Annotated in this window: 17 protein-coding genes and 2 pseudogenes; 5 read left to right on the plus strand and 14 right to left on the minus strand. The window is 44.5% G+C overall.

Going from position 1 to position 24,921, the window contains the following annotated elements; genetic code table 11:
* Nucleotides 1-21 precede the first annotated feature (21 nt).
* From AC58PV_RS30865 to AC58PV_RS30905, 9 genes and pseudogenes are all read right to left on the minus strand, one after another.
* Entirely contained in the window at nt 22-2,367 is a 2,346-nt protein-coding gene (locus tag AC58PV_RS30865) for a helix-turn-helix domain-containing protein (RefSeq protein ID WP_497436729.1), read from the minus strand.
* Between the two features lie 193 nt (nt 2,368-2,560).
* The gene (locus AC58PV_RS30870; RefSeq protein ID WP_497436810.1) at nt 2,561-3,388 is read right to left on the minus strand and encodes a carbohydrate ABC transporter permease; all 828 of its coding nucleotides are present in this window, start codon (nt 3,386-3,388) and stop codon (nt 2,561-2,563) included.
* Between the two features lie 74 nt (nt 3,389-3,462).
* A pseudogene (locus tag AC58PV_RS30875) lies at nt 3,463-4,281 on the minus strand (ABC transporter permease); the annotation flags it as partial.
* A 220-nt stretch (nt 4,282-4,501) separates the two neighbouring features.
* On the minus strand, nt 4,502-6,310 hold the full coding sequence (locus AC58PV_RS30880; RefSeq protein ID WP_497436731.1) for a cache domain-containing sensor histidine kinase: 1,809 nt from the start codon (nt 6,308-6,310) through the stop codon (nt 4,502-4,504).
* On the minus strand, nt 6,307-7,323 hold the full coding sequence (locus AC58PV_RS30885) for a response regulator (protein WP_497436732.1): 1,017 nt from the start codon (nt 7,321-7,323) through the stop codon (nt 6,307-6,309). The genes AC58PV_RS30880 and AC58PV_RS30885 overlap by 4 nt, the downstream gene beginning before the upstream one ends.
* Before the next feature lie 106 nt (nt 7,324-7,429).
* Nucleotides 7,430-8,992: a type 2 periplasmic-binding domain-containing protein gene (locus AC58PV_RS30890; RefSeq protein WP_497436811.1), complete on the minus strand. Its 1,563-nt coding sequence runs from the start codon at nt 8,990-8,992 to the stop codon at nt 7,430-7,432.
* A 390-nt stretch (nt 8,993-9,382) separates the two neighbouring features.
* Nucleotides 9,383-10,773, minus strand: a pseudogene (gene ltrA / locus AC58PV_RS30895) (group II intron reverse transcriptase/maturase).
* 489 nt (nt 10,774-11,262) lie between these two features.
* Complete coding sequence (locus AC58PV_RS30900) at nt 11,263-12,087, minus strand: alpha/beta fold hydrolase (protein ID WP_497436733.1); 825 nt, start codon at nt 12,085-12,087, stop codon at nt 11,263-11,265.
* On the minus strand, nt 12,068-13,324 hold the full coding sequence (locus AC58PV_RS30905) for a YbfB/YjiJ family MFS transporter (protein ID WP_497436734.1): 1,257 nt from the start codon (nt 13,322-13,324) through the stop codon (nt 12,068-12,070). The genes AC58PV_RS30900 and AC58PV_RS30905 overlap by 20 nt, the downstream gene beginning before the upstream one ends.
* A 118-nt stretch (nt 13,325-13,442) precedes the next feature.
* Between AC58PV_RS30905 and AC58PV_RS30910 the strand changes: the two genes are divergently transcribed.
* Entirely contained in the window at nt 13,443-14,354 is a 912-nt protein-coding gene (locus AC58PV_RS30910) for a LysR family transcriptional regulator (RefSeq protein WP_497436735.1), read from the plus strand.
* A gap of 57 nt (nt 14,355-14,411) precedes the next feature.
* Here the strand turns inward: AC58PV_RS30910 and AC58PV_RS30915 are convergent, their stop codons facing one another.
* On the minus strand, nt 14,412-15,578 hold the full coding sequence (locus AC58PV_RS30915) for a response regulator (RefSeq protein WP_497436737.1): 1,167 nt from the start codon (nt 15,576-15,578) through the stop codon (nt 14,412-14,414).
* Nucleotides 15,575-17,377: a sensor histidine kinase gene (locus tag AC58PV_RS30920; protein ID WP_497436738.1), complete on the minus strand. Its 1,803-nt coding sequence runs from the start codon at nt 17,375-17,377 to the stop codon at nt 15,575-15,577. The genes AC58PV_RS30915 and AC58PV_RS30920 overlap by 4 nt, the downstream gene beginning before the upstream one ends.
* Nucleotides 17,378-17,612: 235 nt before the next feature.
* On the opposite strand from AC58PV_RS30920, the gene AC58PV_RS30925 reads away from it, so the two are divergent.
* The gene (locus AC58PV_RS30925) at nt 17,613-18,383 is read left to right on the plus strand and encodes an ABC transporter ATP-binding protein (RefSeq protein WP_497436812.1); all 771 of its coding nucleotides are present in this window, start codon (nt 17,613-17,615) and stop codon (nt 18,381-18,383) included.
* A 36-nt stretch (nt 18,384-18,419) separates the two neighbouring features.
* Here the strand turns inward: AC58PV_RS30925 and AC58PV_RS30930 are convergent, their stop codons facing one another.
* The gene (locus AC58PV_RS30930; protein WP_497436740.1) at nt 18,420-19,325 is read right to left on the minus strand and encodes a LysR family transcriptional regulator; all 906 of its coding nucleotides are present in this window, start codon (nt 19,323-19,325) and stop codon (nt 18,420-18,422) included.
* Between the two features lie 120 nt (nt 19,326-19,445).
* Between AC58PV_RS30930 and AC58PV_RS30935 the strand changes: the two genes are divergently transcribed.
* The 3 genes from AC58PV_RS30935 to AC58PV_RS30945 are packed head-to-tail and all read left to right on the plus strand — an operon-like array spanning nt 19,446 to nt 22,326.
* A complete protein-coding gene (locus tag AC58PV_RS30935; RefSeq protein WP_497436741.1) occupies nt 19,446-20,492 on the plus strand; it encodes an aliphatic sulfonate ABC transporter substrate-binding protein in 1,047 nt (348 codons plus the stop codon).
* 26 nt (nt 20,493-20,518) lie between these two features.
* A complete protein-coding gene (locus AC58PV_RS30940; protein ID WP_497436742.1) occupies nt 20,519-21,511 on the plus strand; it encodes an Ldh family oxidoreductase in 993 nt (330 codons plus the stop codon).
* A 29-nt stretch (nt 21,512-21,540) separates the two neighbouring features.
* The gene (locus AC58PV_RS30945; protein WP_497436743.1) at nt 21,541-22,326 is read left to right on the plus strand and encodes an ABC transporter permease; all 786 of its coding nucleotides are present in this window, start codon (nt 21,541-21,543) and stop codon (nt 22,324-22,326) included.
* 61 nt (nt 22,327-22,387) lie between these two features.
* On the opposite strand, the gene AC58PV_RS30950 is transcribed toward AC58PV_RS30945, so the two are convergent.
* Nucleotides 22,388-23,974: an extracellular solute-binding protein gene (locus AC58PV_RS30950; RefSeq protein ID WP_497436745.1), complete on the minus strand. Its 1,587-nt coding sequence runs from the start codon at nt 23,972-23,974 to the stop codon at nt 22,388-22,390.
* A 47-nt stretch (nt 23,975-24,021) separates the two neighbouring features.
* A complete protein-coding gene (locus AC58PV_RS30955) occupies nt 24,022-24,906 on the minus strand; it encodes a carbohydrate ABC transporter permease (RefSeq protein WP_497436746.1) in 885 nt (294 codons plus the stop codon).
* Between the last annotated feature and the right edge of the window lie 15 nt (nt 24,907-24,921).

A 24,921-nucleotide genomic window follows, 5' to 3' on the forward strand; every position in this document is an offset into this window, starting at 1 on the left:
TGGCGAACTCATACTTTATTGCTACGTAGATCGACTGAGCTCACGATAGCGAGTTGGCGTCATGCCTTCTAATTTTTTGAAAATCCGATTGAAATACGTATGCTGGTATCCCACCTGATCGGCCACATCGTTGATTCGCATTTCCGAATCTCTGAGCAATTCTTTCGCTTTATCCATGCGCAGCTCCGTCAGGTAATCGATAAAGTTTTTGCCAGTCACTTGCTTAAAGGATCTGCTTAAGAAAAATGGATTCGTCCCCGTATGCTCCGCACAATTATCAAGCGAAATATCCTGTCTATAATTATTTTGCAAATAAATCATCGCTTGTTCTATCATCCGTTTCACTTGCGCATCGGAACGACCTGACATTTCCCGCATGAAGGGACTGAGCACTTTATCCTGAAACCAAGCAAGAATTCTCGTAGACTCTCGAATTTGGGAAAGCTGTTCATATAAGTTCGCGCCCTTGAAGAGGCGATTCGGATTAATACCAGACACCATGATGGCGTGTTGAACATTCCCAAGCAGATGCAGCATCCCTTGCTGAACCTCGATCTCTTTGGCCCCTTTGCAAGTTAAAACCTCCAGGAAGGACACCAGCAATTCACTTGCTTCTCCTTCTTTCCCTGTCCGTAAGGCCTGTATGAGCTCCCGCTCCTGTGTAAATGGATATTGCAACTCCATGTCTTCATCTCCTGCATAATTGTCATGCTCCATATCGATAATCTGATTCACATTCTCGAAGTAGCGATAGCTAACTGCTTGTTTCGCGCGTTCAAAGGCAATCGGAACATCCGATATCAGCGATACTGGCCGGCTTATCGCCATGGTCATGCGCATTTTCAAAATCCGGTTAATCGACTGCTTCAAATCATCGCAAAATGCTTGCGTTGCTTCTGTATAGGACTGATTCTCCGGCAGGATAAGAAGAATACCCGCAGTTAAATCGTGAAAGTTCAGCGTGTGACGCTGTTCAAAATACTGAGCCGCCAGCTCATCAATCATATTTACCGCTGCAAAAGTAACTAACCCTTCTTCGCCTAGTCGAAAATTCCCCTCCATGCTCGTCATCCCAATCAATTGGACGTAGAGGACTACGAATTGCTTCTGTTTCACATCCCACGTAAAGCGCTCCATTCGATGGCGCAGATCATCCTCTGAATACGCATTCAAATAGCCTTGCAGCAGTTGGTGCAGAAAGCTGTCCTTCAAGTGAGGCAGCTGTTCTGTCAACTTGTTGTTCAACGCTAAACTCTCGTTATGCAGATTCGTCCACTTCGACTCCAGTAATGTGAATTCGTCCCCATGTTCATGGTAAGCCACACTGCCGCCTAGTATGACAACAAGCCTTTTGACCGGCAGATAAATGCGCCGTGATGCTAACCATGCGAGAATAGCTGCAAGGAGCAATACCGCTAGGCTTACTGTGATAATCAACTTGGAGATAAAAACAACCGGTGATGTGATGCTTGATATCGGCGATGCGGACACATAAGTCCAATCTTCCGCGATTCGCGCCAAACTGCCGTACGATACTGTGTATGTGGAACCTTTCCAATCCATAAAAAAAGAACCATTATTGCCTGCTAATGAGGCAATTTTGTCGCGAAGAGCGCTTACAAATGGCGATGACTTCGAGTTCCCGTTTGCTGAAACGAACAGTTCGCCAGCATTCTGAATGAGGAACGTCTCCCCGCCATCATAAGGCGTCAGCGTGTTGAGCATGTTGGCCACCTTCTGGTTATCAAAACGGAATACCAGCACTCCGAATGGCTTCAAACTTCCACCCGGGACTTGATGAACTAGCGTTAAATCCTTGTTATCGGGACGATTCGCATCAAAGGACCATTGCGTCCAGTAGGTCGTATTTTGACCGTGGATGAGTGGATTATATAGGGAAGCTATGGCAGCTGTTCGATCATCTATTTTCAAATATTCCGGGTTGAACAGCACAGAGCTTGTTCCACCTACATAAAGTTCCGCATGCTTTACCATCGCATTGGAGCCTTGCATGGCAACCAGTGTTCTGGTAATATCCTGCGTCCGTTCGAAATTCCTTACAAAGTCAAACCCGTCCAGGCTATAGTCAAATTTATTATCGAATGCCCAATGGGATAGCAACAGCTCCAGATTGCCTAACTGGTCATCGATATTTTGCGACCGTTGTTCAATTTGCCGATAATGCAGTTGAAGAAGTTCACTTTCCACGCGCCCGCCAGCCATCCAATACACGAGCACGCCCATCAGTAGTCCAGGAATACCCGAAACGATGAAGATCGTAATCAGACTCTTTTTGTAAAAGCGTCCTTGTCCCCCCAGCGTTTGGCTTAAGGTTCTTGCCAGCCCTTCTTTCATTGCTCGGAACATGCTCTCACCAACCGTTCGAAAGTTTAGTTTGGAGCGTAGACTTCAACTTAGAGCGTATACCGATTGGCCAGTGGATGGAAGTTAATTTCCAGTGAACTTTCATTACTTTTCCGACTATTTGCATCATAGTTAGAAAATGAAAATAGCAGACGCATTGTGTGCGCCTGCTAGTATATGGCTCCTAATTTGGCCATTAAGATTTTATTGAACCCACCATCATCCCTTTAATGAAGTGCTTTTGTAGGAATGGATATACAAGCATAATCGGGATCGTTGCGATAACGATTACTGCCATTTTCAGTCCTTCTGGCGAAATGGACAGCAGCAATTCCGAGGATACATCCGCCGAGCCCAAGTTATCCGTAATAACAATTTCACGCAGCCGTACCTGCAGTGGAATCAGCGACCTGCTGCTGATGTAATAAATGGCTTGTGAATACATATTCCAGTTCCCGACGGCGTACATGATTCCCATCGTTGCCATTACCGGCTTGGATAACGGGAGGACGACGCTCCAGATCATGCGGAACTCACCGCACCCGTCCATTTTGGCAGAATCAAACATCTCGGTAGGCAGTGTCATAAAGAAAGACCGCATGACGAACAAGTTGTAGGCACTAATTGCGCCCGGTATGATCAATACCCACAAAGTATCGAGCATATGCAGATTTTTTAGAAGTAAGTAATTAGGAATAAGTGGCGCATGGAAAATCATAGTGAACAGTACCAATAACAGAGCTGGTTTTCTGTAAATATATTCAGCGCGAGACAAAGGATAAGCCAAGCTTGCCGTTGCCGTTAAGTTAATTAATGTACCAAACACCGTAATAATGACACTATTTCGGAATGAAATCCAGATTGAAGGGTCTTTCAGAATCATGTGATAATTTTCGAGTGTAAAGCCAACGGGCCAAAATCCTACGGATCCGCTGTTAATTGAAATAGCATCACTAAATGACTGCGATATGACATTCAAGATCGGAAGAAACATTGTGAGGCCGATTACAAGCAGAAAAATCATATTAACTAACTGAAATGCACGCTGTCCTTTTGTTAAAATCACGTTCCTTATTCCTCCTTTTGACTGAACTCATGTTAGTACAAACCGTTGCCAGTCGTTCTTTTACTTAGCGTATTACCAAGCATAATAAGTAATAAACCAATGACCGATTTGAAGAGGCCGATTGCTGTTGTATAACTGTACTGACGATCGATAAGACCAGCGCGATAAACGTAAGTATCCAGGATTTGACCATTCTCACTGTTAAGCGAGTTTAAGAAGACGTATACCCTTTCAAATCCAAAGTCCAGAAAGCTTCCGATATGCAATAAGAACAAAATTGTAATAGTCGGCATAATCGAGGGAATCGTAATTGACATCACCTGACGGAACTTGCCCGCTCCATCAATTTCAGCTGCCTCATAGAGGTCTGGGTTAATGCCCGCGATAGCTGCCAAATAAATGATTGTACCCCATCCGCTGTCCTTCCATATGCCTGAGGTGATCAGGATCGAACGAATGTAGCTGTTTTCACCAAGAAAATAAATAGGTTCGATATGGAACAAGCCTAAGACGTGGTTAAAAATGCCTGTAGTAGGTGAAAGTATTCCGATGACAATCCCGCCTACAATAACCCATGAAAGAAAATGCGGCATGTAAATGACCGTCTGCAGCACTCTTTTATACCCATTGTAACGAATTTCATTTAACAGCAGCGCGAGTATAATCGGTATGGGAAAGGCGAAGAGCACATCGTAGGTTCCGATCAATAGCGTATTTTTTAAAATGCTGAGGAATTCATCATAAGCGAACATCCGCCTAAAATGTTCTAAACCTACCCACGGACTGCCTGTTATTCCTTTGAAAATATTGTAGTTCTGAAAGGCAATGGAAGAACCTAGCAAGGGAATATATTATGCAAAAGTATAAACCGTCTGTCCTGCCGAATCTGTCTTTGAAGCCATAGTCGTCTTTCCTTTCTTTCCATCTGAATGTTTGATGGACTCATCATACTATGGGCCTCCGAGTGAAACCATGGAGAAACTTCATTTCGAGGTGTGTTTTTCAACAATCCGAGCATGAAAAAAAACCTTGCCTACGGCAAGGTTCATAAGATTTCACAACTATTTAACGTTAGCCACGAGCTGAAGTTGGCATTACCATAATCAGTTTGGTTCCCTTGTCCACTTGACTCTCGACTTGCAAGCCATACTGCTCGCCAAACACCATCTGAATTCGTCGATGGACATTGACAATTCCGATACCGCCAATGCCGTTCGAGGAATCATTCTCTTTATCCGCAAGCTGGTTGGTGTGCAGTTTCTCACGCAGTTCCTCTAGCCTAGCTTCGTTGATACCAAGACCATTATCTTCAACGCTAACCCAGAACTTATCATGATCCTCACCAGCATCTATCCGAATATAATGATAATCCTCAACACCGTCGGCAAATGCATGCTGGAAGGCATTTTCAATCAGCGGCTGCAGCGTCAAACGAACCATATTGTTCAGCAAATAATCCGGATGAATGGCGACATCTACTTCAAATTCCCGTCCGATACGATGCTTAAGAACCACAAGATAGAACATGACATGTTTTAATTCATTAGATACTGTTATCTCTTCCAGATTGGTCTGCACGGAATAACGCAGCATATAAGCAAGTGCTTTAACAATTTCGTATATTTCCTTGGAATCCCTAATGACCGCATAGCAAACAATCGTTTCTAGTGTGTTATATAAAAAATGAGGATTAATCTGCAGCTGCAGAGATTGCAGTTCTGCCTTCTGGCGTTCCATCTGGCTCTTCTGATCACTCAGCTCAGCTTGGTATACCTTATCTACCAGCTCTGACAGGCGGGTCACCATCAGATTGTAACGGCTCATCAGCTCTGAAATCTCATCCCGATGCTCCGAAAGCGGAATTTGGACCCAATTCCCTTGTTCGGTTTGGCGCATGGCACTTCTCAGTATGCGAATCGGCCCTGTGATCGATTTTCCGAAGCGGAAAGCTATCCACAACGCAATCCCGAGTGTAAAGCATCCAACGATGATCGTCGTTGTCCGAATGGTATCGCTCGGTTTGCGCAGCTCCTCCACCGACATCGCAACGACCAGCCGCCAATTGCCATAGGTGGATCGGCGGCTCATGAACATCCGCGGCTCATCATCAACTGCAGCAATAAATGCATGAGTACTCGCCTCTAGCACCTGATTTCGTATGGCTTCGGGCAATTCTGTGCTTGTCTTTTCTGTATCTGGTTGATATACATACTTGCCATTATCATCGGTAATAAAAAAGTAGCCATCCTCCCCCAAATCTATGCCTTCCCATAGCTCTGACAGCTCAGCAGCCCGTAATTCCACCACTAGAATCCCTTTGGGTTCTGTAGAGGAAAGCCCGCGAATCTGCCTGACTAGGGTTATGTTTTGTTGTCCGGATAAAATACTGTGGTTCAGTACACTCAAGCTGCCATCAGGCTTCGTATTTGCTTTGAAAAATGCCAGCTGTTGTTGTGCTTCTTCCTTATTAAACGATCCACCCACGGAATCATTATAGAAATACATCGAATTCTGATTAAAGCTAATCATATAAATATTGGATATTTCTGGATTGCGGGTAAACGCCGGCTCAATGATAAGCTCCTTAATGAGTTTTCTCACCTCGTAATAAGGGTAACCAATTTCCCCCTCAGGTAGATCAATGAACCGTTTGACATAGTTACTGCTCAATAAGGAAACCATGGACCGTTCATAACTTCGGATATACAGGTCCGTATGGTGTGCTGCATTTCCTACCACTTGTGTTAGCTGTTTCTCCACGATCTGATCCAGCTCATTCGAAGAACTCCAGTATGAAAATACACCGACACTCGTCAAAGAAATCATAATCACAACGAAATAGGATAGGAATAGTTTAGGGTATAAATTAAATTTTCTCATTTCATACCGAGTGATTCCCGATATTCCGATGGAGAAACACCAAAAATCTTCTTAAATGTTTTTGTAAAATGGGGGTAATCATCGTAGCCTACTTCTGCTGCTATATCCACAGTTCGCTTATGTGGAATCGCCAGCAGCTCACGAGCTTTGTCCATTCTTTTATTAATCCGGTAGCTGATGAAGGTTTCATTACTCATTTTTTTAAACAAGGTGCTAAAATAATTCGGGGTAATCCCTACCCTGTCCGCAACTTCTTTTAACGTAATATCAACCGACAAATGATTGTCAATATAGGTTTTGGCTTCCTCCATTGGATCCTTGAAATTACCACGGCGCACTACCAAAATATCCATCATTACCGTTTGCAGCCGTTCCTCAAATTCCTTAAAAAGCTCCGCCTTCGAAGAGGATCGGAAATCTTCGGTTACATCAGCGTTGATCACGCGATTTTTCTCATGAAATTGCTTTTGCAGCAGTACGGCCGCATCCAAGAGTTGACCCTTCAGCTGAAGCGCAGACAAGTGGGAGCAATGTTCTTTCCATTCTTCCATAATCTTCTGCAACTCCTCCTCCTGCAGTAACCAGATGCTGTTTTCTATCCGCTCAACCCATTCTACATAGAGGGATACGGGTATATAACCTTGTGATTGCGATTTCATAATGATATCGAATACATCGTGCAGATCCTGCGGTGTCACCGGCTTAAGCAGATAATGCTTGACCCCATAAGACAAACACTTTTGCGCGTAATCAAAATCACTATAACCTGATACAACAATCATCATAATATGAGGATATTTCTCGTATACGTTTCGGCATAACTCTAAGCCGTCCATTTTGGGCATTCGAATATCCGTTAGAAGCAGGTCTGGTTCGAACTGAGTAATTTGTTCCAGAGCATCAATTCCGTTTACCGCGGTTTCAATTTGTTGAAACTTGTGCGTATAGCTCTGTGCCATCATCATCAAGCCGCTGCGAATTACCGGTTCATCATCTACAATTAACAATCTCATGTTGCCCAAGCCTCCACCTTTAACGTTTGTCGAAAATTATACGCCCAAGAAAAAAGAGACTTGTCCGCCGATTGCGGGGACAAATCCTTTTTTCTTTGCATTGAATTTAGTTTATGTTTTTGGAAACGATAGCCCCATTGCCTTTCTTATAACGCTCAGTTGCTTCTTTCAGGATATCGTTGCCGCCTTTTGTTTTATACTCCTCAATCACTTTCGGCCAATCTGAGATGGGTTCCTTGCCATAGATCATTTTGATCATATGATCAATAATTAATTTAGGTCCTACATCATCGCCAGCAGGAGCTACATCGGGATATTTCGAGAACGATTCAAGTTGCGGTACAAAGCGGATAGAACCCAAACCTTCTTTGGACACTATCGTATCTAAGTATTTGATCATGTCGCGTCCATCCGCAGACATCTCTTCTTTGGCTTTATTATAGACTAAATCATGTACAAACCAGAACATACCGCGGAACTGATCCTCTTCAATAGCTGAAGTTTCCGTTGGAGGCGTGAATTTGATACTGCCATTCTCGGTAGTATAAGTCTCGCCTTCGATACCGAATGAGAAATATTTCTCAGCTTCCGGAGTTAGCATCCATTCAAAGAATTGAATAATCCGGATCGCTTTCTCCTTCGAGGTCTTGTTATTAATGTAATAGGAAGTACCTACACTGGAATAGAGCAGATGTCCGCCGAAGTTTTCCGGTCCGCGTGGAGACGAAATGATCTCAATTTTCCCATCTGGGACGAGGTTCTTCAATTTGTTGCGGTAACCGGACAAGCTTTGGGCATTCGCTGACCACATGCCTACCTTGCCAGCTTCAATATTCTTATTATAATCGGTAGAACTGATTGATGCGAAATCTTTTGGAATTAAGCCTTCGTCAAACATGGTCTTGAAGGTTTGAAGCGCTTTAGTCATGTTCTCCACATCGAAGAATTTGGGTACGACTTGATCTCCCTTGACTTCAAATTGAGCAGGAAGCACATCGTAGGCTCCTAGAATTGTATCTGCGTACTTGAAGTTTTCGCGCATTTGATACGGGTTCTCTACCCCCTTTGCTTTCAGCGCTCTCATCAGTGTCATAAATTCATCAACTGTTTTCGGTGCAGACAGTCCTGTTTTTGCAAGTAGATCCGCTCTAATGAAGGTCGCACGGCGGGAAGGATTGGAAAGCCACGATGGAATACCGTAGATTTTGCCGTTAAAGCTGGTTTCTTGCCAAGCTCCCTTTGGCACCGCTTTCATTAGATTTGGAGCATATTGCTGCAACAACTCGTCCAAAGGCATGAACACTCCTGCTTCTACAGAACCAGACATTCCTTTGGTCGTAGCGCCGCCAACATTTTGGACGACATCTGGAATATCATTGGAAGCAAACATCAGGGACATTCTTTGGTCAAAATCTTTCAATGGAATCATACGAAGGTCCAGATCTACATTTGTAAGCTCTTCCAGTTTTTTGACCCATTTTTCCTTATTCACATCGGCTGTTTGCTCCGCATATTTGAAACCGCTTGTCGTCATGGACATGGAAAACTTTTGTACGTCATCTTTTTTCGCTGTAACGCCAGACTTTGGTTTTGTTTCTCCACCACCACAGCCCGAAAGCGCGCCAGCTGTCAAAACCAGGGTTAATGCGATAACCATCCCTTTTTTCATTCGTTTCTGCCCCATCTCTTTCATAATTATCCACCGGAACTGGATATCTACATCTTACTCTTCCTTAGTTTGATGAGGAATGTGTTTTTTACCAATGGAGTTGTGTTTGTGTTAACACTTTACCATTCGTTATCACTAGATTAAATAATTAAATAGAAAGCGTGCTTGACATTATATATTTTGCAGGATGGGCATGGCTGTAGTATTTTCGGTCACGGCATGGGAGAAATAGTTGTCCAACACGCTTACCATTTAAAGTATCATAAGGAAATATAATAAATACTATTATATTGTTTCATAACTCGAAGAAAATCGAGTAGATAGGGGCGGCTAGCCCCTGACCTCTCACACCACCGTACATGCGGGTCCGCATACGGCGGTTCCGAATGGTTAACAAAGTTCCAAGTAACGTGAAAGTAAACTTTTCAGCCCTTTCGCTTCCCAATAGGAAGTGGGAAGGGCATTATTTATGTTTCGAGACATTTCCCATGCACCTCTCCTTGAATTGGCCATGACGAAGTAAGCCCAATCTGGCACTCCGAGTGCTCGAAGCTCTCGGATTCGAGTGCGAACCCGTTTCCACTGCTTCCACAGACAAATTCGCAGTCTTCGACGAATCCACTGATCAAATTTTCCACAGTGGTTCTTTGCCGAAGCCAGTTTAAAATAGCCTATCCAACCAATGAGGTAACGGTTCAGTTGCATGATGCGGTTCTCCATAGACATCGAACGCGTGCGATTCGTCAGCTCCCGAACCTTCTCTTTAAATCTTGAGAGAGTTTGCGAAGCTATTCGAATCGTTGCTTTCTTATCACTTAGAAAGCTAAAGCCGAGAAACTTTCGTTTCCATGGTCTATCTACCGCACTTTTCTCTCGATTCACTTTTAGTTTTAACTTTCCTTCCACGAAGCGAGTAACAGACTCCATGACGCGCTGACCTGCTCGCTTGCTAGCGACGAAAATGTTACAGTCGTCCGCATATCGAACAAATCGCAACCCTCGTTTGGTCAGCTCTTTGTCCAGATCATCCAGTAGAATGTTCGCCAGGAGAGGACTCATTGGACCACCTTGAGGTGTGCCTTCTATAGTTCTCTCTAGCGTACCTTTTGCCATCACTCCTGCGTTTAAGTAGCTCGTATTAATAGCAGTACACGCTTATCTGCTACTTTTCGCGCTATTCTTGCCATGAGCATGTCGTGGTTTACTCGGTCAAAGAATATGGCCAAATCCATATCTACGACCCATCTTAAGCCGTTTTGGATGTAACGCTGTGCTTGCTTCACCGCGTCGTGCGCTCGTTTCCCTTGACGAAAACCGTAGCTGTACCACGAGAAATGTGCGTCGAAGACGGGATTCATCACCTGTAGAAGTGCCTGCTGGAGGAAGCGATCCATTACGGTCGGAATACCGAGTAGCCGCACACCGCCTCCGGGTTTGGGGATTTCCACCCGTTTGACTGGCGACGGTTTGTAAGTTCCCACGAAGAGTTCGGATCTAACCAATTCCCAGTAGGTTTTCAAATAAGCTTGTAGCTCGGCTACCGTTATATTGTCCACACCAGGTGCTCCTCCGTTTTGTACCACTCGCTTGTAGGCAAGCCGAAGGTTGTCCCCTTCGAGCATTCGCTCCAGTAGGTCGTCATGATCTTCGCGAGGGGAAGGGACGACTTGTGCCGACGAAGAACTCGGCACTCCGACATACCCTAACGGCTTCACCGCTTCTCTTTGCCGCGAGCTCTCTTGCGAGATTTTCTGCTGTCTTTGCTCTTCATACGAACGCATCGTTTTCCTCTCTCCTTTCGGTTCAGTCCTTCCGCAAGCTGTTGCAACAACTTGCGTACTATGACTTCTGCTGACTCCTGCGGATTCAGCGCAACTTCTCAGTTGCGGTTACGAAGTTACTTCGCATTTTTTTCACAGGCCTCCCCAGATAAGAACGTCATCTTTCTGCCCGCAACCACTGGGGTTTACAAAGTTAGCCTTTGGCGACTTCGGATTTCGTCATGCTATGGTGACTCATCCGACTAACCCTGCCTCTAACCCAGTTCGTGTACCTTGGCTCGTGCATTTGCCTCCAGCTTCCTTCAGATTCCATCTCACGATGGACACCCTTGCTCTTGACTAACGGTAGCCGTTCGCCAGCCCCCGTTCGGGACTTTCACCCTAGAGATGACGCTCATGCTGGGCGTACATAAAAATAGCAGACGCATCATATGCGCCTGCTATTAAGTCCCAGTATGACATTATGGAATTTGAATGACTTTCTCTACATTAGGGCCTTACGGTAGGTTCTTCAAGAAAATCATTCACAACTTGATAAAAACCTTCCAAATCGTCGGAGTGAACACCATGTCCACATTTTTCGAAAACGACAAGCTTGGTGTTAGGTCTCCTTATTTCCATTTGTTCTGCCTGATGGACGTTAAGAAAAAAGCTTTTCTTACCATGAATCAGCAAAATACGGCAATTTGAAGATAACCAGTCTTCCCACCAAACCCCATTAGATTGCGGAACGGAAACCTGCAGCCCCTGTATATCCGTACGGAACCCCCAACCCCGTTCATCCTCGAACACACTTTCCGAGAAATAATCGATCGCTCGGAGTCCTGCTTGTCCAAGTGAATCTCTTAGTTCTTTTAAGGAAGCCGATCGAGATGGAAGCTTCACGGCAAATGAGAAGTCAGCGTTAATTTCCACACCAATATCCTCAACGATAACGGCATCGACCCATTCAGGATAACGAGCAGCGAATTGATAAGCATTTAACCCACCTAGAGAATGCCCTAGTAGCGTTACGGGTTGTGCCCCGAGTTCATTTTGAATCAGACTTCGTATGTCATTAATATAATCATTCCTAGCATATGCCTTGTCAGTGGGATGATCACTCCAACCGTGTCCGCGTTGATCAACAGCTATAACCCGCCAATCTTTAAATTTGACCGCCAGTTCCGAGAATGTTCTCGCATTTGCCATATACCCATGTAACATAACAAGCACTTGAGTACTTTCTCCACCAAAATCAAGATAGGAAAGCTGAAGATTACCTGATTTAAAAAATTTTCGTATTGCCGACATGTTAGCGTTGGAATTCACCATCGTTACTTCTCTCCTTTATCAACATCTGTTGTTTTCGTCCATATAAACATGCAAACACCGCGGAAACTGCCATGAAAATAGCACTTGATGTTACGCCTAATTGCAAACCGTACTGCTCGACAACCCATCCTCCAACGAGAGGACCGATAATTTGACCTGCTGCAAAAAAAGAGGTGGCTACACTAAGGCATACCGCATATACGCTATGTGGTGCATAACGGCGAAGAAGCGCAGTCGTCATCAATGGCGGAGTAATAAATGAAACCAACCCAATCATTCCGGCACCTAACGAAGTAACCAGAATGCTATTTGTCGTTACGCCTATCACACCGATCGTGCCAAGTGCTAACCCTAGTGCAAGTGTGTACCCACTCGGCCATCGATCAATAGCTCTCCCTCCTATCCAACCATTGAACAAACCTGCAAATCCAATACCGGACCAAACTAGTCCCGCATAGATCGATGGAATTCCTTTACTCACAAGATAGGGAATCAAAAAAGTGAAATAAATGATATATCCCCATCCAAAGAAGAAATAAGACCCAAGCAAGAATAAAAATTTATTGGGACTAAACATAAGTCTGTAAACACTCATTTCTTGTTTGTCCCCTTGACTCAATTCAATTTGTGTGTAAATGATCCTTTCCAATTTTTCCTTTCTTGATACGATCTCAAAGCCCACCGCAGCAAAAATACCGAAAACTCCCATGGCAAACCAAGCATAACGCCACCCCTCCAAATGAGAAGGATCTATGGTGTAGGGGGCAAATAGCCCTGTAACCAGAATTCCGGCAGATCCGCCTAGCCAGATAAGGCCCGAAGCCATTCCTCGTTCAGCTGGCTGAACGGCGTCTGTTGCAATAGACAAGACCAACACTGTAGCTAAAGCTGAAAAAAAGCCAATCATGAACCGCCATAGCCCAAGTTGAATCAAATGATTACTAAACGCCGAGGCCATCATAGCCAATCCAAGTAACATACATGACAATCGATTCATTACATTCTTCTTATGTTGAAAGCGGGCAATGAATGGCGGCAGGCATAGGGTTCCAATCAAATATCCAATGAAATTAACAGTTCCTAACATGCCTAATTGACCGTAACTCCCACCTATTTCCCTTTGAATCCCCGGCAAGAACAATCCATAGGACAGCCGCGAGAATCCAAGGATTACAGCAAATAATAAGGATGCCCATAAGGTTATCCAATTGAATGCTGATTGATAACGCAAACCCATAGCATCCCTCCTGCCCAAAAATACTTTCTATAGCGCTATTGTAAATTGGCATCAATGTTTTGTAAAATTGAACTATCTGAATGAATTATTCATTTTCATTAAACAAAGGGTGAGAATCATGGATCTGCGAGCATTAAAAACATTTGAAACGATTGTACGTCTGGGCAGTTTTCAGAAAGCTGCAGAAGAACTTCAATATGCCCCCTCTACGGTAACACTTCAGATTCAGCGCCTTGAGGCGGATCTAGGGGTCACTCTATTTATTCGTGATGGCAAACGTATGATTGCTTCTGAAGCCGGTCGATGGCTCTATCAGGAAGCATCCTCTTTGCTGAAAACGATTGGATCTATGAGACAAACGATCTCTGATATCGATACAGGGGATGGCGGAGCTATTCGTTTCGCCGCTATTGAACCTATTGCGAGCCAGAAGATAGCGACAATCGTAGCTGATTTTTGCAAACTTCGTCCGCAAGTGCAGTTATCTATGGAGGTTAGTGGCAGTAAAGCGATCTCGGAAAGAGTGCGATCCGGTGAATTGGATTTTGGCATATGCGCGCCTCCAGCCGCAAACCTTATGTTGGAGTTTGAGCCACTTATCGAGGAACAATTGGGAGTAATAATGAGGGCTGATCACCCATTAGCCAATCAAAACCACATAGCAGTGAACGACCTCGCAGGACTAACCATCCTTTTAAAAGAGCAAAATTGTATCTATCGGGAGTTATCCGAAGGGATGTTAGTTCGAACTAGTCAGAATCCTTTTACGGGTATTGAGGTTGGGAGTTTTTATGTGATTCGGCAAATGATCATGGCAGGTTTCGGAATTGGCCTTGTTCCTAGGTATAACTATTTGGGTCTAGAAAGTAACTTGGTTATTCGACCTTTTGTCGATATTGACCCCGTTATCGTAATTGGCATGGTTTATAAAGATACCAACTTCTTGGGGAAGGCATCATTATTATTAATGGATGCGTTAAGAGAGTTGAAAAACCTAAATGATATTTATGATGATCGGCACACAGAATAAGGCTTCCCCCACTTGGTTGTAAACCAGGTAGGATAAGAAGACAAAAACCGCGCAGCATCAAGGCTTCGTGGCTTTTATCTTTTTATCCATTAACGCTCGCAGTAACGAGTCATATAGCGTAGTCAGTTCCTCAGAAGGACGGATCCCAAGCTCCTGATTGAGCAGCCGAACATAATTCGTATACAGTGTGGTTAAACCCTTTTTGTCCCCTGTCATCTGGCGTATCATCATCAAATTGCGTATCACCGAATCGTCCAGCGGATTGCGCTCATTTAGTTTGAGTAATAGCTTAGAAGCGGAGCTTGTATCTCCCGACGCAATAAGCGCGGCTGCTAGTCGTTTGACGAATGTGGTGTACATTTGACTATAACGTTCTGTTTCGTGAATGGCCCACACATACGCTTTATCGCCAAACAGATCACCGGTGTAAAGCCGTTCAACGTTTAGGGCACTTTCCACATGAAGAGCATCACTCGTGAGCAGTTCCTCCACTTGCGCCTCGAACTCTACATAGTCAATTATGGAGTCCTTTAATTCAAGGGCATAGCCGTCGTTCTCTGAGCGTATAACCTCCCGCATACCCAAAGGTTCCAGTGATTTACGCAATTGGTACACTGTCGTATTCAAATAACTCTCCGCACCGGCATGCTCAATGCCGCCAAAAATATCAGTAACCAGCTTCGAACGCGGTATACGTCTACCTCGATAAAGCAGGAGATAGGCGAATAGCTCTGTGCATTTCCGCGAGATCCACTTCACTCGGCCCGCTTCATTGCTCACAACAACGTCTCCGAGTGCTGTAATCATATATTTCCTTTCATCCTGAGCTGGTGGCACCTCGGTCTTGGGCAAATGAAAAGCCCGCCAATTCGTGAGTGCACGATGGACTGTCCGCTGCAATCTCTCTTGGGAGACCGGTTTGACCAAGTAATCAATGACCGAAAGCTCATAAGCTTCTAGGGCGAAGTCCTTATGAGAGGTGACAAATACAAGTTGCACTTGAGAACCAGAGCTTCCTAACCTAGCGGCGAATTCAATCCCGTTCTCCCCTTTCATGGAGATATCAACGAATGCGAGGCCGATATCCCCATGCGATTGTAAGAAGGAGGCCGCCGACTTCGTATCCGTGAAGGCGCCAACAACATGAACTTCTGGCAGCTTATGCAACATTTTGCTCAAAATCAAATGCATCGTCGGATCATCGTCTACCAAAATCACTTTCATGCGTCTTCGCCTCCCTGCCATGGGTCAATTACGTCCATTCCGCTCCTCGAACTGTGTAAAGTAAAAAAGAACGTCGTTCCTACACCCGGCACGCTATCAAACCATAGATTCCCGCCATGAATCGCGATAAATTCGCGGGTTAGCATAAGTCCAAATCTGGCATGACCTGCTCCTTCTTCGGGGTCCAGCACTTTGATAAATGTATCGTCTCGGCGCAACATATCCGCTGTTTCTTCATCCATTCCTGCTCCATTGTCGCGTATGGTCACAACGATCCTATCCTTGTCCGCCACAGCTCCAATTTCAATCCATCCACCAATTCCCGTGAACTTAATCCCATTGGAAATCAAGTTTCGGAGAATGTGATCAAGCATCTCTTTGTCCGCACTAACGGTCAGTTTCTCGTCAATGTTCTCTCTCATTACAATTTGCTTCATTCCTGCCTTCGATTCCGCTAGCAATAGTGCTTGACGAACGACTTGCTGCAAATTCCAGCCTAGCGGTCGAAACACAACATTTCCTTTCTGGCTGCGGTACCAGTCGAGCAAATTCTCAACCAGATGGAACGTGTTCTGCACTTGTCCTTGGAGTACTGCGAACAATTCAGCATGCTCCTTGTTATCCGCAGCAATCTCTTCGCCAAGCAGTTCGGTTAAGCTGACTAAGAGCGCGATTGGATCACGAATATCGTGTGCCACAAGGGTAAACATCTTGTCCTTGAACGAATTTAATTCCACAAGCTGGTTCGCGCTCTCGCGCAGCCTAGTCTCGGTTTCTTTCAACTCCGTGATATCGTTAAACATAATCATTTTACCGATAGGTGTGCCTGCATCATAGATGAACGATACGCTGCATTGATAATGCTTATTGCCGCCATCTTGAGATCGGTAGAACGGAAACCGTTCGTTGCCGTTATGAGAGTCAAGAATGAGATGAATTAACACTGGATTCACGAAGAGAACCTCACCGATATAAGCGGGGTAATGCTTCGTCAAAGTGAGTTCCGGTAAAACGGCTTCGGCCGCTTTGTTGTAACTAACAATTTGATCCTTATAATCGAGCAGGATAACACCATCCCGGATGGTATCGAACACTTGCGTCAGAGCAAGAGGTGTAAATCGGAGCAGATTAAATCGCAGAATCCCCCACGCATAAACAGTTCCAGACACCGCGAACCCGAAAGGCGTCAAATCGACGACCATGCCAAACCACAAGGATATGTTGAAAAGTAAGGGCACAGCAGCTCCCATGGTAAGTACAATAATTTGTTTGCGCACGATGCGTGAAGACTGCCAATACATGGGAATGAACAGAAAAAATCCACACACTAACATGAAGTAATTATAGAGCGTATGTGCTGTATACCAAGGTCCTTTGACCGTTTGGTATAACGGAAATGAAGATTGATCATTCAAGAAATATTGCTCATAAAATAGATGATGCCACTCATTGGTCAGATGGAGAAAAAACACCCCGACTGGGATAATAAATAGCACCAATGCAAGGCGCTTTCGATAACGCGAAGCCGTTCCAGTAAATTGGATGACTTGGAAAAGCCAAAGCGTCGTGATGAATGGAATACCCAAATATTCAATTTGCAGTGACAGCTTAACTTCGGATAAGTTACGACTTAGCAACTCGAAAGCATAGCCAATTGCATAGCAAGCCGCTCCTAGCATGATCAGAATCATCGTTCTAGCAACTGGTAGATGGCGTTTCTGATAGGACAAGAACGCGACATATATCATTAAACCCGCTGCCAGAAAAAGCAGTAAGGACAACCATTGTACAGTGTTCACTGCAGCTTCTCTCCTGACTGTGGAACTGCCATCGGGTCAGTTCGATGTAATCCTCTCTTTTCAATATACATGCTTAAAATAAAAAAGCGCAAGACTTGAGGTCCCTACGCGTTCACACCCCCCGTAATAATAAAAAGTTATCCAGATAGATTTCACTTGACTTTCCATAACACTTAAACTAAGATTTCAACTCATATAACGTCAATTGTATAAGCTCCTACACACACGAGGTGAAATCAGCATGGCGAATGTGAAATTTAATCATGTAAACAAAACATTTATTTCAAAGGAAAGCACGGTCCAAGCACTGCGCAATGTGAATCTGGAATTACAACAGGATGAGTTTGTCGCCATTATTGGCCCAAGCGGCTGTGGAAAAAGCACATTGTTAAAGATTGCCGCAGGGCTAGACGTCAACTATGAAGGCTCCGTTCTTCTGGATAATCAACCTGTGACGAAGCCCAGTATTGAGAAAGGCGTCATCTTTCAAGAGCATCGTTTGTTCCCTTGGTTAACCGTTGAGAAAAATATTGCTGCCAATCAATCGCTCAAAGATCCAGCCGTCCGGCAACAAGTGAACAAAGTGATTGAATTAGTCAAGTTAACCGGCTTCGAGAAGGCTTTTCCCAAGCAGCTTTCAGGCGGAATGTCCCAACGAGTGGCAATCGCCCGCGCACTTATGCATCAGCCGACGCTTCTTCTACTTGATGAACCTTTTGGCGCTCTCGATGCCTTTACCCGAAATCATATGCAGAAGGCGCTGCTGGACATTTGGCGTGAGAATCGGATGACAATGCTGCTCGTCACTCACGATATTGATGAAGCCATCTTCTTGGCTGATCGCATTGTCGTCATGGAAGCGAAGCCTGGTACAATTAAGGAAATTATCCCTATCGCGTTACCTCATCCGCGTTCTCAGGTTTCCACGACGTTCCTGGAATATCGCAGACGCGTCATGCAAGCACTAGGCGGACATGAGGAAATGGAACACGCTTACTCCATTTAAAATACGACAGATTCGCCATTGGGGCGAATCTTTTTTTTATTTTTCGAGTGCATGAATTTCATTCAATAAATATTTCAAAAGGACTTGGTGCGTTCTTGGAAAATTCTGCTTCTTCGAGCGCGCACATCCAAAAGTTACAATATTCCTCTCATTGCTCACTAGCGGGATAGCCACAATTTCACCACTCATTATCAATGGATCCTTTTTAATACTAAATTCAATGAAAATACCAATGGCTGCCCCCTCGGCAATTGTCCGCTTCAGCACTTCTTGATTGTTCGATGTAAAAATAATGTTGACTGGGCCATATTTCTCTTTAAATTGCGCCATGTAACGGCTTGAAAAACTCCCATTTATGCTTACAAATGGTTGTGAAATCAAATCTTTGCGGGTAACGCTGGTTTTGGTAGCGAGCCATGAATGCTTACTTACACATACGACTACCCTCGATTCGAACATCTTGGTTAACCATAGTTCCTCGGTTACTTTAGGTTCATGATTCAAATATATCAAACCCATATCCGTTTTGTTCTGCTTGATGTCCTCGATAATATCGATGGAATCTTTCTCAATAATTTCTAAACGAACGTAAGGAAAGTAATTTTTGAAAGAAACGATAGACTTCGGTAACACCGCCATGAAATTCGGGCTTACAGACAGCCGAACTTCGCCTTCAATATGGTCATTTTGCATAAGGACGGCGTCCCTGACATCTTGAATCTTCAAGAGCGCCTCATTTGCTTTCTCGATAATGATTCTCCCACGGTCAGTAGGCAGCGTCCCTACACGTGTACGTTCAAATAACTCAAAACCAATTTCTTTCTCCAACCTCGCCAATGCTTTACTAATTCCTGCCTGGGAAACATGCATGATTTCAGCTGTTGTGGATATCGAACCTGTTCTTGCAATATTTACGATATATTCCAATTGCTCAATATTCATAACCAAACCCCTTTTTGCGATAACCTAAAGTTATATCAGTATAACACATAGTTAATATACTTGTTTACTCGGATATAGTAAACTAAAACCACTTCAAGGTATAAGAGAGGAAGATTACTCATGAAATTGTCAAGAATTGCCGTCCCCGCATTAGCATTAAGTTTGTTACTTGTTATGTCCGCATGCGGAAGTAAGACAAGCCCTGCTGCATCGAGCAGCACGGTACCGAGCCCAAGTTCAAGTGCACCAGCTTCCCAAAAAGAAGTTGTCGTGAATATCGGTGTTCAGCACGCCGTGGCCCCGCTGGTCCTAGCCCAACAAAAGAAATGGTTTGAAGAAGAATTTGCTAAACATAATGCCAAAGTGAACTGGCTCGAGGTACAAGGCGGACCGCCCCAATTCGATGCTATCCTAACGAACCGTCTTGATTTGGCTGTAACGGGCAATACGCCTGTTATTACTGCACAAATAGCAGATATTCCTTTCAAAACGATTGCCGTTGGCAGTACAGGTTCCAAGAACAATGCCCTGATCGTTCAAAAAGGCAGTGCAATTAAAAGCGTTGAACAATTAAAAGGCAAAAAAATCGCCGTTGCCAAAGCAACCAGCGGCTATGATATGTTGTTCCGATTAATTGATAAAGCAGGCTTGAAAGCAGGCGATATTCAAACCATTCAGCTCACTGCCGACGATGCCAAAGCAGCATTTATCGGTGGTTCCGTTGATGCTTGGGCCATTGGAGAACCATACCTCTCTACTTCTGTCGTCAATGACGGTTCGATCGTGCTAGCTGATGGTTCAAATATTAACTACATTAGCCCAGCTTTCCACGTGGCCCGTACTAAATTCGCCGAAGAACATCCTGAGCTGGTTACAGCTTACTTAAAAGTACTAGAGAAAACGTTGCAGTGGCAAAAACAGAACGTTGATGAAGCTGTGAAAATTTACTCTGAAGGTACTAAACTCAATGCAGACGTTGTGAAATCCGTCATTAATAATGTCAGCTTCGCGACGCTGCCGGTTTCCGATGAGTTCGTAAAAGGCCAACAAGATCTTGCCCAGTTCCTCCTGAATGAAAAAGCCATTAACAAGCTAGTCGATCCATCCAAAGTTGTTGACAACACTTACATCAAACAAGCATTAGAGGATATTAAGAACAATAAATAATTCACAAGGCAAGGTGATCTTACATCATGAATACGGTAACTCTTCCTATACAGGAACTAAGAGAGCTTGGCAGACAAGTCCTCCTCAAACACGGAGCAACGAAGCGTGAAGCAGAAATCGTAACCGAAGACTATTTGGAGGCTCACCTTAGAGGCCGCTCCTCTCATGGCATTACCTTCTTTAGAAATGCTGTCGAGTCCTTCGAGGACAAGGGAACCTATCAGGTTGGTCCGTTTGACGGATCTTACATGCATATCATTGGCAATCGAGACATTGGGCATATTGTTGCCCGTGAAGCCATTGATTTAGCCATTCCCTTTCTCACTGACCGTAAAATGATTACGATCGGGCTAACGGATATTACCCGTTTTAATTGCTCAGGCACGATTGCCCGGTATGGCGCCGAGCAAGGTGCAGTCACACTCGTATTCGCTTATGGCGGGACAAGCGTGATGACACCCCCGGGAGGAACAGTAGCTGCCGTGAATAACACGCCAATTGGGATTGCTTTTCCCCATACAGATCCGTTGTTTGTTCTGGATATGGCCACTTCCGAGCGTGCTTGGGGGCATGTGACTTTGGCCAAATATAATGAGGAAACCATCCCTGATACGTGGGGCGTCGATCAACAAGGACATCCAACAACCAACCCTGCCGATGTTAAATATTTATCTCCTTTTGGCGGTTATAAAGGCTTTGGACTTGCTTTGGCATTTGAAATGTTAAGCGGCGCACTTGTTAATGTGCCAATTGGCTCCAAAGGTCCTGGAAAAGGAAGAGGCGCATTGATCCAGCTAATCGATCCTACCGCCTTCGGTCATACCGTGGAATCTTTCAAAGAACAAATCACAGGATTTCTAAGCGAAATTAACAACATTCCGACGCTTGATCCAGACAAGTCCATTACTTATCCAGGCCAAGCTTCCGAACAGCGTTACCGTGAAAGTCTGCTTTCTGGTGTCATTACCGTACATGAATCTGTTATTGCCTATATGAACAAACAACTGCGAGATGAGTAACATCAGACTACCAGTAAAGAGGACTTTCAATGAAAACTCGCGAGAATTATAAAAAATATGTGTATGGAATCATTTTGCCTGCTATCCTTTTAGCGGTTTGGCAATTGGTCGGATCGCTGCACTGGGTTGCACCTCAATTGCTCCCAACACCCATCAACATTTTCAAAGCCTTCATTAGCTTAACGAGAGATGGTATTTTGATTGATAACCTTTCTGTTAGTATCTATCGGGCCGTTATCGGTTTTCTCATCGGTGGAGGACTCGGTCTGATATCAGGCTTGCTTGTGGGTTTCTTTCGAAAAACGGAATACACCTTGGATCCTACTCTCCAAATGATTAGAACTGTTCCTCACTTGGCTATCATGCCTTTATTCATTCTTTGGTTCGGATTCGGCGAATTTTCTAAAGTACTGTTAATTGCAAAAGGTGCCTTTTTCCCTATCTATCTGAACACCTTCCTAGGTATACGAGGAATTGATTCTAAGTTGTTCGAGGTTTCTCGTGTGCTCGAGTTCAGTCGATTCAAGCAGATTACTAAACTGATATTGCCTTCCGCAATGCCCAACATTCTACTTGGTGTTCGACTTTCGATAGGTATGGCGTGGTTAAGTCTTATTGTCGCTGAATTGATGGGAGCCAATTCAGGCGTAGGCTACATGATCTCGGATGCGAGACAATTTGCCCAAACAGATGTTGTATTCGTCGGAATTGTCATATTTGCTCTAGTGGGTAAACTTACAGATTCCCTTGTCCGCAAGCTCGAGGAGCGAATGCTTCGCTGGAGAGATAATTATGATGGCGTAGATAGTAAATAATAGAAAACAACTGTGTTGAGCCCTAAAGAAAGAGCACCCTCACGGGTGCTCTCCATTTACCTTATTTCTTCGCAGCCGCATACAAATCGTTCATTTCCTTCACCAAATCATCGCCGCCAGATTTCTTCCACGTTTCAAATGCAGCTTTTAGAGCCGCTTCGTCACTTTGACCGACGATGAATTTAATACGCGCATCATTGATGATGTTATCCAGCTGTTGACCTTTTTGCGAATAAACGGAGGAGATGAACGGCTCCACAGGATTAGCCACAATGAACGCTTCTGCTTCTTTTTGAATCTTCGTTGTTTGCAGACGAAGCGGCGTTTGCTTCACTTTCAAGCCGCGATCTTCCGGAATGAACGGTAGCATTTGGTTCAAGCCTTCCACTTCAGACTCGAGAATAGCTGTATCCTTGCTTGGCACAAGCGCTTCACCATCTCTGGTGTAGTGCTTACCTTCAATCCCATAACCGGCTAAAGTTTGAAGATCCGGCTCGTTCATTTGATCCAAGAATGTTAGAACTCGCTTCAGTTCTTCCTCCGTTTTCACGCTGGACTTCGAAATCGCCAGGATGCCTGCAAAACCGGAAGTAGGTAAGGCTTTCAAACCATTTTTGCCAGTGACGCCAATCATATTATCTACATAGTGAATGTTCGGATTATCTTTGCCATCCTTCGCTAGTGCGGCATGAATGCGATCATCAATCCGTGTAGCTGTATCTGTTACGTCAACAATAACTCCTGCTTGATTATTAACCACAGGATCGTTCCACTTGGCGGAATCAAAGACAGCGAAATCTTGATTAATCAGCTTCTCATCATATAGCTTCTTCATGAATTTAAGCGCTTCCATATATTCGGCCGTTTGATGCTCGGGGACGAGCTTACCATCCACAACACCCCATTTGTTCGGTGCTCCGAACCATAGTTTCATCGTATCAAACCCGCTTGCCCATTGCCCTGTCCATTTGACCAAAACCATGCCATACGTGTCATCTTTTCCGTTCTTATCTGGATCTTTTTCCTTGAACGCTTTCAACATCGCGTAGAAATCATCAATCGTTTTAGGTTGCTGCATGCCGACTGCTTCGAGCCAGTCTTTCCGATAACTAATCCCATTTCGGCCTAGTGCACGCCCACGATAAATACCGTAGTTTTTCCCATCAATAGATGAGTTGTTCATAATGACTTGGTTGGCTTTGCTTAAGTTCGGATAATCCTTCAGATATTTCCCAATTTCCCAGAATGCGCCTGACTTAGCCGCGTTAACGAAGCTTGGGTTTTTCACATCACCAACATAAATGATTTGCGGCAGCTTGCCAGAAGCCAATGTAATATTGAATTTATCTGTGTAGGAAGCGTTAGGTACCCACTCCAAATGAATATTTGTGTTCGTCTTCTTCTCAATTTCAGTCGTAACAGGGCCATCATCTTTCGGAAAATTTGTTTTGAAAATCGGAAGCATGATGCTTAACTCTAGTGGGGCTAGCTTCTCTGGCGCCTTGGTCTGTGTAGCTGCTTGTGTGGTTGAGGCGGATGTTGCTGGCGTGGCGGAACCCTCTTTATCACTGGAGCAACCAACCATAGTTGTTACGACAGCTGTACCCACGGTTGCTACAGTAACCCATTTTTTCGTATTTTTCTTCATCTAAACATGCCTCCTCTAAGGTTTGGACTTGCCTCTATCGTAATCCGTTACCCCTTGACCGAGCCGATCAAGACCCCTTTAGCAAAATGTTTTTGCAGGAACGGATAGACAAGCAAAATAGGAATGGTGCCCACAACGATAACAGCCATTTTGATCGACTGCTCGGGCGGCTTCACGAAATTCGGATCCATGGAATTGATATCTCCAGCTGCAGCTTGTGAGAGTAAAACAATCTGTCTGAGCATGACCTGCAGCGGCCACTTGGCAGGATCGTTGATATACAGTAATGCAGAGAAAAAGTTGTTCCAATGACCCACGGCATAAAATAACGTGAACGTTGCCAATACAGGCATGGACAAGGGCAGCACGATCCGCCACAGAAGACCAATCTCCGTACAGCCATCAATCTTCGCTGCTTCTTCTAATTCGGGAGGGATCTCTTGGAAGAAGTTTTTGACAATAATCAAGTTAAACGCGCTAATTGCGCCAGGAATCATCAATGCCCAGTAGGTATCCAACATGTGCAACTCACGTACAACCAGGAAGGTCGGAATTAACCCGCCTCCGAACAACATGGAGAAAATAATCAGGTTGAGTACCGTATTCCGTCCCATTAAACTCCGTTTCGATAGGGCATAAGCCATCGTAACGGTGAAGAACAAGTTCACGAAGGTACCTACAACCATCACATAGAGCGATACGCCGATACTTTTCACAATGGTACTTGTCGAGAAAATAAACCGATACGACGCTAAGGTGAATTGCTCAGGTATCAAGAAGACCGCACGTTTGGTCAGCTCTGCATCCGAAGCAAATGAACCTGCTATGACATAGAGAAATGGCAGAATAGCTACGATACCAATGATTCCTAGAACCACGTAGTTGCTTACATCGAAGATGGTTCCGGGAACACTCTTATATTGCTTGGCCAAGCCCCTCTCCTCCTT

It is taken from the genome of Paenibacillus sp. J22FR83, from assembly GCF_059691955.1.

Excerpts from the sequence above, each read along its gene's own strand:
- AC58PV_RS30865 (WP_497436729.1), bottom strand. The coding sequence starts at position 2,367 with ATGTTCCGAGCAATGAAAGAAGGGCTGGCAAGAACCTTAAGCCAAACG.
- AC58PV_RS30870 (WP_497436810.1), bottom strand. The coding sequence starts at position 3,388 with ATGATTTTTCTGCTTGTAATCGGCCTCACAATGTTTCTTCCGATCTTG.
- AC58PV_RS30880 (WP_497436731.1), bottom strand. The coding sequence starts at position 6,310 with ATGAGAAAATTTAATTTATACCCTAAACTATTCCTATCCTATTTCGTT.
- AC58PV_RS30885 (WP_497436732.1), bottom strand. The coding sequence starts at position 7,323 with ATGAGATTGTTAATTGTAGATGATGAACCGGTAATTCGCAGCGGCTTG.
- AC58PV_RS30890 (WP_497436811.1), bottom strand. The coding sequence starts at position 8,992 with ATGAAAAAAGGGATGGTTATCGCATTAACCCTGGTTTTGACAGCTGGC.
- AC58PV_RS30900 (WP_497436733.1), bottom strand. The coding sequence starts at position 12,087 with ATGGTGAATTCCAACGCTAACATGTCGGCAATACGAAAATTTTTTAAA.
- AC58PV_RS30905 (WP_497436734.1), bottom strand. The coding sequence starts at position 13,324 with ATGGGTTTGCGTTATCAATCAGCATTCAATTGGATAACCTTATGGGCA.
- AC58PV_RS30910 (WP_497436735.1), top strand. The coding sequence starts at position 13,443 with ATGGATCTGCGAGCATTAAAAACATTTGAAACGATTGTACGTCTGGGC.
- AC58PV_RS30915 (WP_497436737.1), bottom strand. The coding sequence starts at position 15,578 with ATGAAAGTGATTTTGGTAGACGATGATCCGACGATGCATTTGATTTTG.
- AC58PV_RS30930 (WP_497436740.1), bottom strand. The coding sequence starts at position 19,325 with ATGAATATTGAGCAATTGGAATATATCGTAAATATTGCAAGAACAGGT.
- AC58PV_RS30935 (WP_497436741.1), top strand. The coding sequence starts at position 19,446 with ATGAAATTGTCAAGAATTGCCGTCCCCGCATTAGCATTAAGTTTGTTA.
- AC58PV_RS30940 (WP_497436742.1), top strand. The coding sequence starts at position 20,519 with ATGAATACGGTAACTCTTCCTATACAGGAACTAAGAGAGCTTGGCAGA.
- AC58PV_RS30945 (WP_497436743.1), top strand. The coding sequence starts at position 21,541 with ATGAAAACTCGCGAGAATTATAAAAAATATGTGTATGGAATCATTTTG.
- AC58PV_RS30950 (WP_497436745.1), bottom strand. The coding sequence starts at position 23,974 with ATGAAGAAAAATACGAAAAAATGGGTTACTGTAGCAACCGTGGGTACA.